The sequence below is a fragment of the Caproiciproducens puteiluti genome (assembly GCF_052442865.1).
Taxonomy (GTDB): Bacteria; Bacillota; Clostridia; order Oscillospirales; family Acutalibacteraceae; genus Caproiciproducens.
The window spans coordinates 371,239-387,726 of the sequence record NZ_CP194790.1 but is presented as its reverse complement, the minus strand read 5'-3'; the positions used below and the strand labels follow the sequence as shown (position 1 = coordinate 387,726).

Genomic DNA, 16,488 nt, shown 5'->3' with positions numbered 1-16,488 from the left:
TCCTACATTCCGCCCATGACGGGCTGACCTTGCTCCTGCTGGGCGGAGGATTCCTGTTTCTGCGCGGCGGTCTGCCCCTGGGTCAGCGTCTGCTGATAAGCGCCGAGGACCGCCTTGTCAAACTCCGCCTTGGCCTCCTTGGTGCAGGGAAAGCAGATGTCCTTGTATTCGCCGTTTCCGGCTTTGTAGCTGGGCATGGAGATAAACAGCCCCTTGGAGCCCTCCATGATTTTGATGCCCCGCACGGCAAAATCGCTGTAGACATTGACCGAGGCGGTGGCCCTGCAGCTTCCCTCCGGGCGGATGGAGTGGATTTTCACATCGTATTTCGGGGCAGTCGGTGTCATATTGTTAGGCATGGTTTTTCCTCCTTCTCAAAATGTCCGGCATCTTTAACCGGCGTAGTTGAACATCTCTTTGATGCGCTGTACCAGGGTAGGCAGCACGGTTTCTCCTAACAGGGCGTACAGCCCCGCGAGGAGCAGAGCGCCCAAAACCACGGCAATCAGGATTTTGATCGCGGTGTCAATGTAGCCCTCCCCGGCATTCCCTGCGAGAATGGAGCGGCTTTTCACAGCAGCCGCACCGAGCTTGTTCTTCAGCTTGCAAAATAGACTTTTCATTTTGGCCTCCTTCATAAAATGAGGGTATGAAAAAAACAGCTTCTGGCTGTCTACATGCTCATGCCCATGGTTTGGGTTTGCTCCGGTTCCCCGAAGCTGATTTGTTGAAATCCGAAGCGGTCACAGTAGTGGAATTCGCTGCCCTCTGCGTCATACAGCTCCACCACATCGGACATGGACAGGGAGTGTCCGTCATAGCCAGGCGGGTGATTCACGTTGCACCTTGTGTAGATGGCTTCGAGATCGTTGGTGTCAAGCTGCCCGTCATAGGCGACCCGGTAATGCTCCCGGGACGGCTCTCCAAACTGCCGCACCGTTTCCTCATAAGAGATAAACTTCCTATACACATCCGTTTCCGGCTTCAGCTGCCAGACGCGCACATTTTTCAGCGGTGCGGCGGACTCATTCATGCCGCCCATTCGTTCCCCCGCGGCAAGCCGTTCCATCACGCCGTCCGTCCACTGCGGGGTCAGGCTGCGGCTTTTGAGCCATGCGGTCAGCTCGTCATTTTGAAAGATGCTGTCCACCACCGCTTTTTCTTTTTCTGTATATCCGGCCGGGTTTCCGTAGTAGGAAATGAGGCCGTTCTTCAGGGTGATTCCCGGCATATGCTCACCTCCCGGATTGTGTGTTGGGAATCCAAGACAGGTTAGTTGCCGTAGATGATGCTGTCCAGCATAATCAGCTCATCCAGCTCCGCAAGGCACACGCCGCTTTGGGCCAGCACGGCGAGAATACCGGGCGGCACATCGGTAATATCCTGCTGGATATCGGCCTCCACCACCGTGATTTCGCCGCTGTCCTCGTCCGTATAGGCTTCCAGCTTGGCGTCGGCGGGGATACCCGCTTCCTCCAGCAGATAGCCGGGGATGCGGACAGTCTGGCTTTCATCCAGCAGATCATGGCAGAGAGAGCAAGCGGAAACGCATCCGGCAGGGCAGTCATCTGCGCAGCCCTCGCCGCAGTTGTCGCACAGTCCGCAGGCGGAGGCGAGAACGACGGTCAGATCGGCGGCAAGGGCGCTGAGACTCTGGATGGCGTTCGCCACCTCCAGCGCCGTCATTTTGTCCTTCATAAATACAAGGGCGTTCTGTCCGGCATGAAGCTCCAGCGTATCCTTGTCGGTGAAGCCGGACCGTTCACAGGCATCGGCCGGTAGGCCGATTTGGGGCATTTGATTCTTTTTCATAAAAAAGGGTTCCTCCAATCAAGTATTAATTTTGTTTTTCACGCAAGGCTGTGCCAAGGGCGCTTTTTCTACTCCATGAAGCCTCCTTCCCCAAACAGATTCAGCTGTGATGGGGCGTTTTTCTCACGCTCATGCAGATCGTAGTTGGCAATGAGGATTTCAGGAAACTGCGCCCCATTGTCATAACGCTGCTTGATGTTGTTAATGCGGGTAAAGGCTTCCGTCTGGATGCCCGGTGCGTCATAGAGGCTGCGGATAAATTCACAGTCGTTGTAGGACAGCAGAAATTTGCCGCCGATCTGCAGCAGGGCATCCCGCAGGCGGATATGGTCTTTTTCCGTGAAGCCGTCCTCGCCCACGTTTTTGTAATAGCTTTCGGTTTCAAAATACGGCGGGTCGCAGTAGAAAAAGCTGACAGGGCGGTCATACTGCCCGATGAGCTTCTCAAAGTCCTTGTTTTCGATGACCACCTTGGCAAGCCGCCGGTGGGCTTGCTCGATGAGAGGGAAATTGCTGCGGATATCATGGGGCTGGCTACCGTAGCTGGTTAGCCCCGACGCATAGCTGTAGCGGATAAGCTGGTAAACCCACGCCGCTTTTTGCACATCCGATGCGGGAGAATCGCGGGCGAGGGCGTTTTTCACAAGCTCGAAATCCGCGCGGGAGTTGAGGCAGTAGGCAAGCGCCGCCATTAGCTCCTGCGGCTTCTCCCGCACACAGCGGTAGAGGTTCACCAGCAGACCGTTGAAGTCATTGTAGACCTCAAAATCGTTGCCGGGCAGCTTGTGGAAAAGCACCCAGCCGCCTCCGCCGAACACCTCAATGTACCGCTCATAATAGAGGGGAAACAGGGTGACAATCAGCTCACGCAAGGATTTCTTGCCGCCGATCCAGGACATGAAGCTGTTCAGGAGTCATCACCTCCTTCCAGCGGCAGACGTATCTGCGTATCGTCAAAGGCTGCAAGGGAACGCCGAAGGCCGGTGATGGCAGCACTGATTCCGCTGATGCGGTTTCTCATATGCCGGATGGTCAGGCGTACCTCGGCTTCGGTTTTCGCGTAAAAGTACCCGTTCTGGTCGCTGGCAATGGGAACACCCTCCCGGCGCAGGGCATTGACCTGATCCCGCAGCTCCTTGCCGGAAACGTGGAAGGTACATTCCAGCTCACGGCTGATGACCGCGTTTTCCGCACCGCGGTGATACCGGCGCAGATGCTCTGCAAGCTGTTCTTTCTGCATGGGTCCTCCTTTCCGGCCGTTTCCCCAGAAAGGCAAAAAAGGGCGCAAAAAAACAGGGCCGCCTCCTGTTGGGGAAACGGCCCTGTTTTAATGTGGGGTCTAAAAAAGCGCAGGCGTCTCTGCCTGCGCTACTTGATTACGCCAAGCTCTCTTAACACTGCCACGCAGTCCTTGGCGCCCTGAATGTACAGATGCTTTTGAAACGTTACCTCTAAATCCGAATTTTGACTCAGATAATACTCAATTCTGTCTTTTATACCTTGACTGATTTCAAAGCTGTTCTGGATGCTGTCACTGAGCGAAATTAGTTCCTGTGCCAGTTTCTCCGCCTGAGGGTCTGATTCACGCAGGGCGGAATATACAAGCTGAAACCGCTCCGCCAGAGCCATATCCAGCAAGTCCATGAGCTTCTCGTCCATCTTCTTCGCCTCCCTTCAGCACAACACAATGCCACAGCTTCATGAGAATAGCTATACCAAAACCCAACAAAGATTTGCTATTTCATTTCCATGCCAAGACTCTGTCCGGGGCGGTTGAGGCATTGGTCCACCGTCATGCCGTTCTGCGGCTCCAGCAGCCCGTATTCGGTTTCGGCAGTGGCACGCTGCTCCAAAAGATACCGCCCGTAGTTATCCAGATTACAGAACAGGCTCAGTCCGTTATCACCTGCCAAAGAAAGCATTCGCTGGATTTCCACTTTTGCGTACTCAGCGGGAGAGGCAGTATCAGTCAAAAGCTCAAATTCCTCTGTCATAAACGCAAGGTCAAGGGCTTCTTCCAAAGATATATCACCGGGAGCTTCCGCCAGCATTGCCTTGTAGGTCAGCAGATGGTTGTCCGTTTCAAGCTGCCGGAGCTGCTCTGCCAGCTCATTCACCAGCCCATAGCAGTCGCCCTCAGATGCATACAGAACGTCGCTGATTTTTTCAGTGAGGCTTGGCGCCATGCAGTCCTCCGCCGAAAATGCACATTCCTCCGGGGAGGCGGCTCCGACAGCATCAACCGCCTGCAAAAGCGCCGCATCCCCGGCAGGGAGCTTGAGGAAGACAACCGTTTCGTTGTCATAGGCGGGATCATTAAAATGCCCCTTGGTTACTTGGAGAAGCACGGCATAATCCGGCTTGTCAAGGGTTCTGGTATCGACGCTGTGGTATTCGGAGGCAATCTCGCCGTTCTGCACTACATAGCCATGGGGCGTGAACACGCCGCCCTCACCCTCGCGCATCTCTCTGCCGATTTTGGCGAAGTCCAGATATTCGTAGACTTCATCCGATACCCTTTCCAGTGCCGGTACAAAATCATTATCCGCATAAAATTTGCCGAGAGACGGATCGTCATGAGCTTCATAGGCAATCTGGCAATGCTCGGTGCTGTGTGTCATATTGATGAGCCGCTCCACTGATATGGGAGCGTATTGAGTCTGAACGGCATCCATCATCACCATGCCCTCGAAGCAGTCCAGTTCCCATGCACTTAGGGAAGACAGCCGCTGGGCGAGGTGATTCAGCTCATACAGATTGATATCGGGGGCGATAAATTGCGGCAGATAGTCCAGCTTGCAGCTTAAAACCTCCGCGGAATAGACGGTATCTCCGGTAATTCTTGCTTTTTCCAACGCATCCGCCAGCTCATAGGGTGTGGCGGGGAGTGCGATTTGTGCCGACGGATTTGCACCGGAAGGGTTCCACCGGCTGAGTTCTACTTCAAAGATTTTTCCTTTATCCAAGTGTCATTCCTCCCATCTTCACGCCTGACTCATCTGGATTGGATAATTCGGATGCGAGAGTGATTTTGTGCTCATCACAGAAGTCTGCGAGAGTCAGGGACTCACCGAGGAAATTGATGTTGTCCCGCAGCCTGCGGAAACCCTCCTTGGAGATAGTGACCGGCTCCGGTGTCAAAACGGCTCCGGCGTGGTTAACGGTAACCTTATTTTCTATGCTCACCGGCCTGCCTGGATCATAGTCGGAGCCGCGCAAATCGTAGCAGTAAAAGCCCACCGGCACCGTGGTTCGGTCGATGCGGGAATTGGTGAAAAGTGCTGGCTTTCCAAACAATTCTATGTGTTCATATTCTTCTTTTCTGGCGTTAACGCTCATTTGAATACCTCCCTGTAAATATTGGTTTGTGATTACACAAAAACAGCTCCGTCGCACCACTTTTTCATGGCGTTATACAGCAGCAGTACCTTGATTTGATCGGATACCTCTTTGTTAAATCAGTTTCCATGTTTCATCTTGCACCTTCCTTGCGTTTTGCAGTTTTTTGCATATCCGTTCTAAGGCAATCTCCCTCAGCGCTGTAGCAGATGAAGCCGTGGGACGGGTATGGGCAGCCGCCACAGCTTTGAAATGGACCGCATGGCCGTTCAGCCGGGGGTATTCTACCTACAGTGGAGAGATTGTTTGAATCGTAGCAGGCGGTTTGTTTATTTCTTTTATAGTGTACCAGCATGACCTTTCCTTTCCAGAAAACAAAAAAGCCGGAGAATAAAAGTGCATTCCTGCACTCCGATTCTCCGGCCTTCTAATGCTTTCAAATTTAATGTGATTTTGGTGTATATATAAAAAAAGGGCGCTAACTTTATCGGCTTTCATTCAGCCTTAAAAATCGGAGCCCTTTTTGATTTCAGCTTGTTCATCTGATTGTATTTTGAGTGGCGCCCTTTTTCATTTCGCTCTGTACTAAAAAGGGCGCTGCTCATGAATGTTTTTACTTGTAGGTTTGAGTCCTGTCAGAGTGAAGCTTTTACCCCAATAAATCTACGAAAAAAGAGCTTCCACTTTTCATCGTGGAAGCTCTTGAAAGGCTTGGATTTACTGGCTTTGTAAGCAATAAATCTTTTTTACCTTTTGTTTTTGGCCCGCCCGGAGGGATTCGAACCCCCGGCCTTCAGAATCGGAATCTGCTGCGATATCCAGCTTCGCTACGGGCGGATGTTTAGCCAAAGGTTATTATAACATAATTCGCGTCAAAGTCAATGGAAACAGCCAGAAATTGCGCGGGTCATGCCTCGCAGATTTTTCTGATCGAGGCCACTGCGATCTCGATATATTTGGACATGGGCTTTTCTTCCACCCCCGCCACGTACACACGACAGGCGGACACGGGCACCAGCACCTTTTCCGCTTTGCTGCCGGAAACGGCCTGTGCGATTGAGGGTGAAATTTCCCCCAGCATCGCGTTCGCGAGAATAATCCCCATCGGCCCGGCGATAATATCCGCGTGCGCGCAGTTGTATACGGCCGCATTTTCGCCGGTAGCCCCGGCATCGGCCCCCGCTCTCAGCATTGCCGAGGTTGCAAGGGCGTTGGTCCCCACCGCGATGAGCTCGGCGCCCGGAAGCTCCGCTTTCAGCCTTTCCACGATGCTGCGGCCAATCCCGCCGCCCTGGCCGTCAATCACGATAATCTTCATTGAAATCCTCCGTCCCCAGATTCTATTAAGATGATAGCACAAGTGTCTTTTTCCGTCAATCAGTCCCGGCACCGGGTGTCTTTTCCCATTAAAAATCCTCTTGGAAAAGGATGGATTTCAAAGGCTGCGGGGAGGGTCAAGCATTGACAAAAGCCTGCTTATATTGTAAAATATAAACTAATATCGATATGCAGAAGCATGTCGCCCGGAGTAACGGAAAACAGGATCATGAATTATCAGCGCGCGGCAGTAGCTGTGCGCTTTGCCAGAAGGCTCACAGTACTGTGAGCCTTTATTCTTTTTAATCAGGAGTTATGATCGATGGACTTGAAAACATTCTTTACACAGAATCCGCGCGCTGCGCTCGCCTTTTCCGGAGGAGTGGATTCCTCTTATCTGCTGTACGCGGCAAAACAGCATGGCTGCGACGTCCATGCCTATTTTATCAAGTCGGCCTTTCAGCCCCAGTTTGAGCTGGACGACGCTCGCCGTCTGGCGGAGCAGTTAAACGTTCCTTTTACCGTGGCGGAATTCGACGCTCTTGAAAATCCGCAGGTGGCCGCCAACGACGCCCTGCGCTGCTACTACTGCAAAACCACCCTGTTCACGCAGCTCAGGAAGCTGGCGGCGCAGGACGGCTGCACCCTTCTGATGGATGGCACCAATGCCTCCGACAGCTTCGAAGGGCGGCCGGGCATGCGCGCCCTGCAGGAGCTGGACGTACGCTCACCCTTGCGCGAATGCGGTCTGACCAAGGACGATATCCGCCGCCTTTCCCGGGAAGCCGGGCTGTTCACTTCCGAAAAACCCTCTTACGCCTGCCTTGCCACCAGAATTCCCACCGGCACGGCCATTACGGAGGACATGCTGAAAAAAGTGGAGCAGGGAGAAAACGTCATGTTCGCCATGGGCTTTACCGATTTCAGGATCCGGCTTTTCCACGGCGCGGCGAAAATCCAGCTTCCGGAAAACCAGTTTCCAATGGCAATTGAAAAGAAAAACGAGCTGAATCAGGCTCTTTCCCCGTATTTTGACGGGGTATTGCTCGACCTGACGCCCAGAGTATAAAGGAGAGGTTGACAAATATGGAACAGCAAAAAACGCTGGAACTGCTGCAAAAAGTAAAAAGCGGAACGCTTTCCCCGGAGGAGGCCGTTCTGAAGCTGAAAATGAGTCCCTTTGAAGACTTGGGATACGCCAAAATCGACCTTCACCGGGGGCTGCGTCAGGGCATCCCGGAAGTGATCTACGGCAGCGGGAAAACGCCGGAACAGATTCTGGGCATCGCCTCGGCCATGCGGGCGCGCGGCGGGGAAAACATCCTGATTACCCGCCTTTCCGCCGAATCCGCGGAAAAGGTGGGTGAAAAAATCGCCCTCACCTACGACCCCATGTCCAAAATCGGGATCGTGGGCCGCAAAAGCGAAATGACCGCTTCCGGCACGATCGTGGTTGCTACCGGCGGCACCAGCGACATGCCCGTCGCCGAGGAAGCGGCCTTGACCGCGGAGGTGCTGGGCAACAAGGTCGCCCGTCTGTACGACGTGGGCGTGGCGGGCCTGCACCGCCTGCTTTCCAAGCTGGATATCCTGATGGACGCGAACGTTGTCGTTGCCATCGCCGGTATGGAAGGAGCGCTGGCAAGCGTGATCGGCGGGCTTGTGGACTGCCCGGTCATCGCCGTACCGACCAGTATCGGCTACGGGGCAAACTTCAACGGCCTTTCCGCCCTGCTTTCCATGCTGAACTCCTGCGCCAGCGGCGTAAGCGTAGTGAATATTGACAACGGCTTCGGCGCGGGGTACCTCGCCAGCATGATCAATCATATGGGAGGGACTTCACAATGAAAAAGCTGTATCTCGAATGCAATATGGGCGCCGCCGGAGATATGCTGATGGCGGCCCTGCTGGAGCTTTATCCGGATAAGGAAGGCTTCCTCAAGCAAATGAACTCTCTCGGGCTGGACGGCGTTTCGGTCCGGTGCGTCCCTTCGCAGAAATGCGGCATCAGTGGAAGCCACATCGACGTGATCATCCACGGTGAAGAAGAAACCGCACAGGACGTGAGCCCTGATGAGCTGCATTTTCACAATCATGCGGAAGACTCTACTCACCCTGAACACGTTCATAGTCATGACGGTCATGAGCACGATCACGGACACAGCCACACGCACGATCATGATGAACACAGTCACGAGGACGCGCAGGCGCACACCCACAGCCATATCGGCTATGAAGCGCTGAAAAGCATGATTTCAGAGATGCCGGTTCCGGAACCGGTCAAAAAGGACGCCCTCGCCGTTTATTCCCTGCTCGGGGATGCGGAGTCCAGCGTACACGGCGTTCCCGTTGAGCAGATTCATTTCCATGAAGTCGGCTCTCTGGACGCTGTCGTGGACGTCGTGGGCTGCTGTCTGCTGTTCCATCTGCTGGGGCCGGATTCGGTCACCGCATCGCCGGTCCACGTCGGCAGCGGCTTTGTGCGCTGCGCGCATGGGATTCTGCCCGTTCCCGCGCCGGCCACCGCGGCAATTTTACGCGGGGTGCCCATTTACAGCGGGGAAATCCGCGGGGAGCTTTGCACCCCGACCGGCGCTGCGCTGCTGAAGCATTTTGTTTCCCGGTTCGGCCCGATGCCGCCGATGGCGGTGGACAGAATCGGCTGCGGGATGGGCGTCAAGGACTTTGCGGCGGCAAACTGCGTGCGCGCCTTCTGGGCAGAAAGCGAAGATAACCACGACGAAATCGTGCAGCTGAGCTGCAATCTGGACGATATGACGCCGGAAGCAGTAGGGTTCGCGACGGAGCTGCTGCTTTCCGCGGGCGCTCTGGACGTTTTCACCGCGCCGATCTTCATGAAGAAAAACCGCCCGTCCACTCTGCTGACCTGCCTGTGCAGGCCGGACGACAGGGAGAAAATGGCGCGGCTGATGCTTTTGCACACCACCACGCTGGGGGTCCGCGAAACCGGCTGTTCGCGCACCATTCTTACATCTTCCTTCCGTACGGCAGAGACCGCCTACGGCCCCGTACGAATCAAGGTGAGCAGCGGCGGAGACATCCTCAAATATAAGCCCGAATACGCCGACGTACGCGCCGCCGCCGAAAAGCACGGCGTTCCCTACGACACGGTTTACAAACAGGCGGTCGCACAAGCGGAAAAAATGAAATAAAATTCAGATTTATAAAAAATATCTTTGCTTTCCTGAATGAATGCGGTATACTGTAGTCATAAAATATTCATTTTCCCCTGTATTGGAGGCTGCCATGAAAGAGGACATTTTGAATCTGCTCAGCGACAACCCGATCATCGCGGCGATCAACAGCGACGAGGGACTGGAAAACGTTCTTCATTCCAGGTGTAAAGTTGTGTTTATTCTTTACGGGAGCCTGTGCAGTATTGCGAATATTGTCCACCGGGTCAAGCAGGAGGGCAAATGCGCCTTTGTCCACGTCGATCTGATCGAGGGCACGTCAACCAAAGACGTCGTGATCGATTTTATCAAGGAAACGACCGGCGCCGACGGTATTATCAGCACCCGGGCGTCTATGATCAAGGCCGGGAACTCGAGGGGCCTGTACACCATCCACCGCTTTTTCCTGATCGATTCCATGTCCTTTCACAATGTTTCCAGGCAGGTGAGCCTGTGCAGCCCGGACTGCATTGAAATTATGCCGGGGTGCATTCCGAAGGTGCTCCGCTCCATTCAGAAAATCGTAAACGTCCCGATCATTGCCGGAGGTCTGGTGGTGGACAAGGAGGACGTGGTCGCCGCCCTCGGGGCCGGCGCGGATGCGATCTCTTCCACCAGCACAAGGGTCTGGGACCAGATATAAAAATGCATAAAGATACGCCCTGAGACGGCTTGTTTAGTCCGTTTCAGGGCGTATTTTCTGTTTTCTTTTACATATCTCTTGTGGCGACGAAATCGATTCCCGTTCCTAAAATATCCTTATAAACCACATCGCCGCGCTTGACGGGAGCGGTCACCTCGACGGTGTCCAGCAGCTTCATCGCGTTGAAAATCATCGCCTTGGGAATCGGCTCGCTGGTCTTTATCGGCAGGCGGCGGTGGGAACCGCCGCTGATCTTCACCGTGGAAGGAACCACCCTTGTCGGATCGGTCAGCTCTTTTTTACCGTAAACCTCGCCCCTTTTGCAGCCGTTGCCGGTCACCGCGCAGCCGTTCTGCTCATCCACCTTCAAATGACAGCCCTTGGGGCATACGATACAAATCAGTTCAGTCATGCTGTTTCCTCCTTACCGACCGCTACGGTCAGCGCACCCGCGGTATTTTCCAGAAGCGCCTTCGGGACCGTGATCTTTTCCATTTCGCCCGGCGCCATGTGCTCCCTTTTAAACCGCGCGATTTCCTTTTCGCCGTGGGTCACCTTAATTACGACATCCTGATAAACATTGTTGACGCGGAAGAAAATTTCCGCCGCCTTATCCAGATTTCCCGTGCGGATTTTCTGCGGGACCGTGTAGTTGACACAGCTGCCGTTCTGCACCTCGAGGAGGCTTTCGGCTTTCGGCTCCCCGTTTGCGATATATTTTCCCGCGGCGCGGCCCGCCCGCTGGCTTTCCGCCGTTACGAAGTCCACCAGGTCATGCACATGCACCACGTTGCCGCAGGCGAAAATCCCCTGCATGGAGGTTTCCATATTTTCAAACACCACCGGGCCGCTGGTGCGCCGGTCCATGGCCAGTCCCGCGGACTTGGACAGTTCGTTTTCCGGGATCAGTCCCACGGAAAGCAGGACCGTGTCGCAGTCGAAGGTCATTTCCGTTCCCGGAATCGGCTTTCTGTTTTCGTCCACCTTGGACACGACGACCTTTTCCACTCTTCCGTCCCCCTGAATATCCGTAATGGTATGGGAGAGGTAAAGCGGAATGTCATAATCCTTCAGGCACTGCACAATGTTGCGGTTCAGCCCGTTGGAGTAAGGCATCAGCTCCACACACGCAAGCACCTTCGCGCCCTCCAGCGTCATGCGGCGCGCCATAATCAGGCCGATATCGCCGGAGCCAAGGATGATCACCCTTTTGCCGACCATATAGCCTTCCATATTGACGTAGCGCTGCGCGGTCCCGGCGGTGAAAATGCCTGCCGGGCGGTCGCCCGGAATCGCAATGGCGCCGCGGGTCCTTTCCCTGCAGCCCATCGCCAGCACGATCGCTTTCGCCTGAATAATCATGTAGCCGTCTTTGCTGTTCACGCAGTGAATCTGCTTGCCGCGCGTAATCTCCAGCACCATGGTGTCCAGTTTGACCTGTACGTTGGTGTCCCGCAGCATTTCCACAAACCGCTGGGCATATTCGGGGCCGGTCAGCTCCTCTTTAAAGTAATGGAGCCCGAACCCGTTGTGGATGCACTGGTTGAGGATACCGCCCAGCTCCTTGTCACGCTCCAGAATCAGAACGCTTTCCGCGCCGTTGTGATAACCCTCCAGAGCGGCCGCGAGCCCCGCGGGGCCTCCGCCGACGACAACCAAATCATAAGCTTCCGTTATCATTGCTGTACTCCTCCCTTTTTGGTCTCTCCGGTCAGAATATAAGTACCCTTTTTATTTAGAAGCACTTCTTCCAGCGGAAGGCCCAGCTCCCTTGCAAGAATCTCCTGCACGCGCGGGCCGCAAAAGCCGCCCTGACAGCGCCCCATGCCGGCGTTGCATCTCTTCTTGACCGCGTCTACGGTGCGCGGGGTGATCGGGCTGTGAATGGCGTCCACAATCTCGCCCTCCGTGATCGTCTCGCAGCGGCAGATCACCCGGCCGTAAAGCGGATTTTCCTCGATCAGCTCCGCCTTCTCCTCCGGGGACAGGGACTTGAAGTTCACCTTCCGCCTTTCGTCTATAAAATCTTCCTTTTCCTTCAGATAAACGCCCGTTCTTTCCAGAAGCTTGATACAGTCGAGCGCAATGGCCGGGGCGCTGGTCAGACCCGGCGATTTAATCCCGGCCAGGTTGATGAAGCCTCTGGCGGATTTGGATTCCTCAATGATAAAGTCCGAGCGCTCGCTTTGTGCGCGGACGCCCGCAAAATTGCGGATGGACTCCCTGAAATTGACGCCCGGCACGGACCTGACCGCCGTTTCACGGACAAAATCAAGCCCGCCCTGGGTGGTGGAAACATCGTCGTCGTTCTCAACGCCGACCGCGTCCGGCCCGACAATCAAATTGCCGTGCACCGTCGGGGAAACCAGAACGCCCTTTCCCACCTTGCTGGGGCACTGGAAAATCACCTTGCTGACCAGATTTCCCTGACTTTTATCCAGCAGATAATACTGGCCCTTGCTCGGGATAATTCTGAACTCCGGTTTCTCCGCCACCAGATTGTGGACGTCGTCGGAATGGAGTCCCGCCGCGTTGACCACGCGGGCCGCTTCAACCACCTGGTCGCCGCAGAACAGGCGGTACGCCGTCCCCGTGCGCTCGATCCGGTCGACCTTGCTGTTGAGGAAGAAATCCGCGCCGTTGCGCTTCGCGGTGTCCGCCATGGCGATGCACAGCTCCCACGGGCTGACAACCGCGCCGGACGGCGCGTACAGGGCGCCTTTGATCTTCTTGCTTAAATTCGGTTCCATTTCAAGGGTCTCCCTTGCGTTCAGGACCCGGATGCCCGGCACGCCGTTTACAACGCCCTGCCTGTACAGCCGGTAAATCACATGCAGGTCGTCCTCGTTGAATCCCAGCACCAGCGACCCGCATTTCTGATAGGGAACCTTCAGTTTTTTCGCAATCTCTTCAATCATGGCGTTGCCCAGAACATTGAGTCGGGCCATCGCCGTGCCGGGCTCCGGATCATACCCCGCGTGGACAATGGCGCTGTTCGCCTTGGTTGTGCCGTCGGCAACGTCGTTTTCCTTTTCCAGAACGGCGATTTTCAGGTCGTAGCGCGAAAGCTCGTACGCTGTTGCCGCTCCGATGACACCGCAGCCGATAATTGCTACATCATACATAAGAGACACCCTTTCCACACCTTCATTTTTCCATAAAAGCAATAAAAAAAGAGCAATGCGAATCAACAGTATTGTTAATTCAGCATTACTCAAAAATCTCCATGCTTTTGTATTCAATTTTCTGTGTATATCTTACACCGTCCGACTGGCTTTGTCAATGGATAAAGCTTGAAACGGAGTGCCACTTTTTGTAAAGCGGATTTCAGCAATCTGCATAAAAAGCGCTTTGAATCAGGCTGATTAGCCCAACTCAAAGCGCCGTTTCCTGTGCAATATGACCGAATCCCTGGAAAGACTACTCCGAAGCCCGGATTTTTGTCAGATAAACAGATTGGTGTCCGACTGCTCGGCGGAGCCGAGGAAGGTGGCGACCCCCGCGATTTCCACCCCGTCGATCAGTTCTTCGGGCTTGATCCCCATAATATCCATGGACATCTGGCAGGCCACGAGCCTTACCCCGCCGTCCATGGCGGAGCGGAGAAGCTCCTCCAGCGAAGAAACGTTTTTGCTCTTCATGACCCCGCGGATCATTTTGGAGCCCATCCCCATCATATTCATTTTGGAAAGGCCCAGCTTTTTGCTTCCGCGCGGCATCATCCTGCCGAACATGCTTTCTATGAAATTCTTTTTCACAGCTACCTTTTCGCTTCTCCGCAGGATATTCAATCCCCAGAAGGTAAAGAACATCGTGACCTTCCGGCCCATGGAGGCCGCTCCGTTGGCGATGATCAGCGCCGCCAGCGCCTTGTCAAGGTCGCCGCTGAACACCACCATGCTCTTGTCGTTCCCGCTCCGGGCCGGAACGGCGGGGGCCTGCGCGCCCTTCTGGATTCTGACGGTGTAGGTCGCGCCCTCGCGCTGCACGCCGAGCAGCAGGTTCCCCGTCCTTTCGCACCAGACGCTGATGTCCGAAGCAAACGCCGGGTCGGTCGCGCGGATGGTCAGGCAGTCCCCGTCACGGATGCTTTTGATTCCTTCCGCGGCTTTCATGATCGGGCCGGGGCACTGCAGGCCGCAGGCGTCCACCTCCAGCATTTCCGCGTCCCGGCAGCACGCCGATTTTATCTCTTCTCCGCCGCTACTGTTTTTTTTTACGCCGACACAGTCGGCGCCCGTCGGACTTTCCCTGTCCCCTTTGGCGGTGATGTAAGTCTTGTATCCGCCGCTGAGGTTATAGACGTCGTAGCCGTTCTGCACCAGAATCCTTGCGGCAAGGTATCCGCGCAGGCCCACCTGGCAGAACGCATACACCGGTTTGTCTTTCGGCAGCTCGCTCATCCGCTCACGCAGACTGTCCAGAGGAATTCCGATTGCGCCGTCGAGCGTACCCATTTTCATTTCGTCGGGCGTCCTGACGTCCAGCAGGGTGACTTTTTCACGGTCCAGCGCATCCACCTCATCATAGTGGAACACTTTAACGTCGCCGCGCAGGATATTGGCCGCCGTAAAGCCCAGCATGTTCACCGGGTCCTTCGCGGAGGAATAAGGCGGCGCGTAAGAGAGCTCCAGCTTTTCAAGATCGTAGACCGTTCCGCCCAGACGAAGCGCGGTGGCAAGCACGTCGATGCGTTTATCCACTCCCTCGTAACCGACCGCCTGCGCGCCGAGGATTTTTCCGTCCGCCGCGAACAGCAGCTTCATGCTGATCTGTGAGGAGCCGGGATAGTACCCCGCGTGGCTCGACGGATGGATATAGGTTTTCTGATACGGAATCTCCTGTGCTTTCAGCTGTTTCTCGTTCAGCCCGGTGGAGGCGGCGGTCATGTCGAACACCTTCAGCACCGCGCTGCCCTGTACGCCGCCGTCCCTTGTGACCCTCTGCCCCAGAACATTGTCCCCGGCGAGCCGTCCCTGCTTGTTGGCGGGCCCGGCAAGGGGAACCAGCGTCCTGTCCCCGGTCACGATCTGGCGGACGGAAATGGCGTCGCCGACCGCGTAAATATCCGGGTCGGAGGTGGCAAAGGTATCGTCGGTCAGGATGCTTCCGCCGACGCCAAGCTCAAGACCTGCTTCTTTGGCAAGGCGGCTGTCCGGCGCGACCCCGATGCTCAGGATGACCAGATCGGCCTCCAGTTCCCTGTCTCCGGTCAGCTTTACTTTCAGACCTCCGGTTTTTTCAAAGCCCTGCACGCCCGTACCGAATAGTAATTTGATTCCGTTTTCCCTCATATGGCGGTGCAGAATGGCCGCCATTTCCGGGTCAAGGGAGGCAATGGCCTGATCCAGGAATTCAACAATCGTGACGTCAAGGCCGCGTTCCTTCAGATTTTCCGCCATTTCCACCCCGATAAAGCCCGCGCCGACCACAACGGCCGACTTTGCGTGCTTTTCCTTAATATAGGCGTCGATCTGAAGCGTATCCGGCACCGTGCGCAGCGTAAAGATTCCCTCGCTGTCGATTCCGGGCAGATTTGGGCGCTTCGGCACCGCGCCGGGCGAAAGAATCAGTTTATCATAGCTTTCCTCGTAGGTGCTGCCGTCCGCGTGATTTTGTACGGTCACCGTCTTTTTTTCACGGTCAATTTTCATGACCTCGCTCTTCGTACGCACATCGATGCCAAAGCGCCTGCGAAGCAGCTCCGGCTGCGTGACGATCAGCTTTTCCCTGTCCCTGATCGTTCCCCCGATATAGTAGGGAAGACCGCAGTTTGCGTAGGAAATGTACTCTCCCTTCTCAAACAGGATGATTTTGGCTTCCTCGCTCTGTCTGCGCAGCCTGGTAGCCGCGCCTGCGCCGCCCGCAACACCGCCGACAATCAGTACCTTCATTGTATCTCCGCCTTTCTAATCATATAAAGCTTATGAATGCCGGTTTTCAAAAATGAACTTTTTTCGTGCGCCGCCCCTGAACGGCTTCTATAAAACCCTGCAGTCGGGCTTTGCCTGCCGGCTCCCTCAAAGAGGAAACTTACAGCATTTCCAGTTAATTCTGCAAGAGAGTTGCGTTTCTCCCCTGCCTTCGGCGGTGAGAAACGTGTTTTGTCTCGCAAGCTGAAATGGAAGTGCTGTAAAATCGGAATTCAATTTGAAAAATTGCAAATATTGTAGTGTAATTTTT

18 protein-coding genes and 1 tRNA gene are annotated in these 16,488 nt (G+C 55.0%); 4 read left to right on the top strand and 15 right to left on the bottom strand.

The features are described from left to right. Window positions 1–2: 2 nt before the first annotated feature. The 11 genes from ACRQU7_RS01895 to ACRQU7_RS01845 all read right to left on the bottom strand — a co-directional run bounded on the left by ACRQU7_RS01895 (window position 3) and on the right by ACRQU7_RS01845 (window position 6,469). Complete coding sequence (locus ACRQU7_RS01895) at window positions 3–359, bottom strand: SpoVG family protein (RefSeq protein ID WP_444643316.1); 357 nt, start codon at window positions 357–359, stop codon at window positions 3–5. Between the two features lie 33 nt (window positions 360–392). Then, window positions 393–623 carry a DUF6133 family protein gene (locus ACRQU7_RS01890; RefSeq protein ID WP_444643314.1) on the bottom strand — a complete coding sequence of 77 codons (231 nt, stop codon included), beginning with the start codon at window positions 621–623 and terminating at the stop codon, window positions 393–395. 50 nt (window positions 624–673) lie between these two features. Continuing rightward, window positions 674–1,231 (bottom strand): YodL domain-containing protein, encoded by a 558-nt coding sequence (locus ACRQU7_RS01885; protein WP_018214026.1) that lies wholly within the window; start codon window positions 1,229–1,231, stop codon window positions 674–676. 41 nt (window positions 1,232–1,272) lie between these two features. Further along, window positions 1,273–1,812, bottom strand: coding sequence for a hypothetical protein (locus ACRQU7_RS01880; protein ID WP_018214027.1), 540 nt, complete (start codon window positions 1,810–1,812; stop codon window positions 1,273–1,275). Between the two features lie 68 nt (window positions 1,813–1,880). Next, entirely contained in the window at window positions 1,881–2,711 is an 831-nt protein-coding gene (locus ACRQU7_RS01875; RefSeq protein ID WP_018214028.1) for a DNA adenine methylase, read from the bottom strand. Window positions 2,712–2,719: 8 nt separating this feature from the next. Beyond that, window positions 2,720–3,052 (bottom strand): hypothetical protein, encoded by a 333-nt coding sequence (locus ACRQU7_RS01870; RefSeq protein ID WP_026184158.1) that lies wholly within the window; start codon window positions 3,050–3,052, stop codon window positions 2,720–2,722. A 128-nt stretch (window positions 3,053–3,180) separates the two neighbouring features. Next, the gene (locus ACRQU7_RS01865) at window positions 3,181–3,471 is read right to left on the bottom strand and encodes a hypothetical protein (RefSeq protein ID WP_018214030.1); all 291 of its coding nucleotides are present in this window, start codon (window positions 3,469–3,471) and stop codon (window positions 3,181–3,183) included. Window positions 3,472–3,548: 77 nt separating this feature from the next. Next, window positions 3,549–4,778: an antirestriction protein ArdA gene (locus ACRQU7_RS01860; RefSeq protein ID WP_018214031.1), complete on the bottom strand. Its 1,230-nt coding sequence runs from the start codon at window positions 4,776–4,778 to the stop codon at window positions 3,549–3,551. Beyond that, window positions 4,771–5,151, bottom strand: coding sequence for an LPD28 domain-containing protein (locus ACRQU7_RS01855; protein WP_018214032.1), 381 nt, complete (start codon window positions 5,149–5,151; stop codon window positions 4,771–4,773). The genes ACRQU7_RS01860 and ACRQU7_RS01855 overlap by 8 nt, the downstream gene beginning before the upstream one ends. 760 nt (window positions 5,152–5,911) lie before the next feature. Then, a tRNA-Arg gene (locus tag ACRQU7_RS01850) sits at window positions 5,912–5,988 on the bottom strand. 70 nt (window positions 5,989–6,058) lie between these two features. Next, complete coding sequence (locus ACRQU7_RS01845; RefSeq protein WP_444643307.1) at window positions 6,059–6,469, bottom strand: DUF3842 family protein; 411 nt, start codon at window positions 6,467–6,469, stop codon at window positions 6,059–6,061. 321 nt (window positions 6,470–6,790) lie between these two features. On the opposite strand from ACRQU7_RS01845, the gene larE reads away from it, so the two are divergent. The 4 genes from larE (at window position 6,791) to ACRQU7_RS01825 (ending at window position 10,305) form a co-directional block, all read left to right on the top strand. Continuing rightward, entirely contained in the window at window positions 6,791–7,537 is a 747-nt protein-coding gene (gene larE / locus ACRQU7_RS01840) for an ATP-dependent sacrificial sulfur transferase LarE (RefSeq protein WP_444643305.1), read from the top strand. A gap of 17 nt (window positions 7,538–7,554) precedes the next feature. Continuing rightward, window positions 7,555–8,316 (top strand): nickel pincer cofactor biosynthesis protein LarB, encoded by a 762-nt coding sequence (gene larB, locus ACRQU7_RS01835; protein WP_444643303.1) that lies wholly within the window; start codon window positions 7,555–7,557, stop codon window positions 8,314–8,316. Then, window positions 8,313–9,641 (top strand): nickel pincer cofactor biosynthesis protein LarC, encoded by a 1,329-nt coding sequence (gene larC, locus ACRQU7_RS01830; protein ID WP_444643301.1) that lies wholly within the window; start codon window positions 8,313–8,315, stop codon window positions 9,639–9,641. The genes larB and larC overlap by 4 nt, the downstream gene beginning before the upstream one ends. A gap of 94 nt (window positions 9,642–9,735) precedes the next feature. Continuing rightward, complete coding sequence (locus ACRQU7_RS01825) at window positions 9,736–10,305, top strand: glycerol-3-phosphate responsive antiterminator (RefSeq protein ID WP_141826985.1); 570 nt, start codon at window positions 9,736–9,738, stop codon at window positions 10,303–10,305. Window positions 10,306–10,372: 67 nt separating this feature from the next. Here ACRQU7_RS01825 and ACRQU7_RS01820 read toward each other — a convergent pair whose 3' ends face one another. The 4 genes from ACRQU7_RS01820 to ACRQU7_RS01805 form a co-directional block, all read right to left on the bottom strand. Further along, complete coding sequence (locus tag ACRQU7_RS01820) at window positions 10,373–10,717, bottom strand: DUF1667 domain-containing protein (RefSeq protein WP_444643299.1); 345 nt, start codon at window positions 10,715–10,717, stop codon at window positions 10,373–10,375. Beyond that, window positions 10,714–11,985, bottom strand: a complete 1,272-nt coding sequence (locus ACRQU7_RS01815; RefSeq protein WP_444643297.1) for an NAD(P)/FAD-dependent oxidoreductase — start codon at window positions 11,983–11,985, stop codon at window positions 10,714–10,716. Before ACRQU7_RS01815 ends, ACRQU7_RS01820 begins: the two co-directional genes overlap by 4 nt. Then, window positions 11,982–13,430 (bottom strand): NAD(P)/FAD-dependent oxidoreductase, encoded by a 1,449-nt coding sequence (locus ACRQU7_RS01810; protein WP_444643295.1) that lies wholly within the window; start codon window positions 13,428–13,430, stop codon window positions 11,982–11,984. The genes ACRQU7_RS01815 and ACRQU7_RS01810 overlap by 4 nt, the downstream gene beginning before the upstream one ends. A 318-nt stretch (window positions 13,431–13,748) precedes the next feature. Further along, window positions 13,749–16,199, bottom strand: coding sequence for a DsrE/DsrF/DrsH-like family protein (locus ACRQU7_RS01805; protein WP_444643293.1), 2,451 nt, complete (start codon window positions 16,197–16,199; stop codon window positions 13,749–13,751). Window positions 16,200–16,488: the final 289 nt, after the last annotated feature.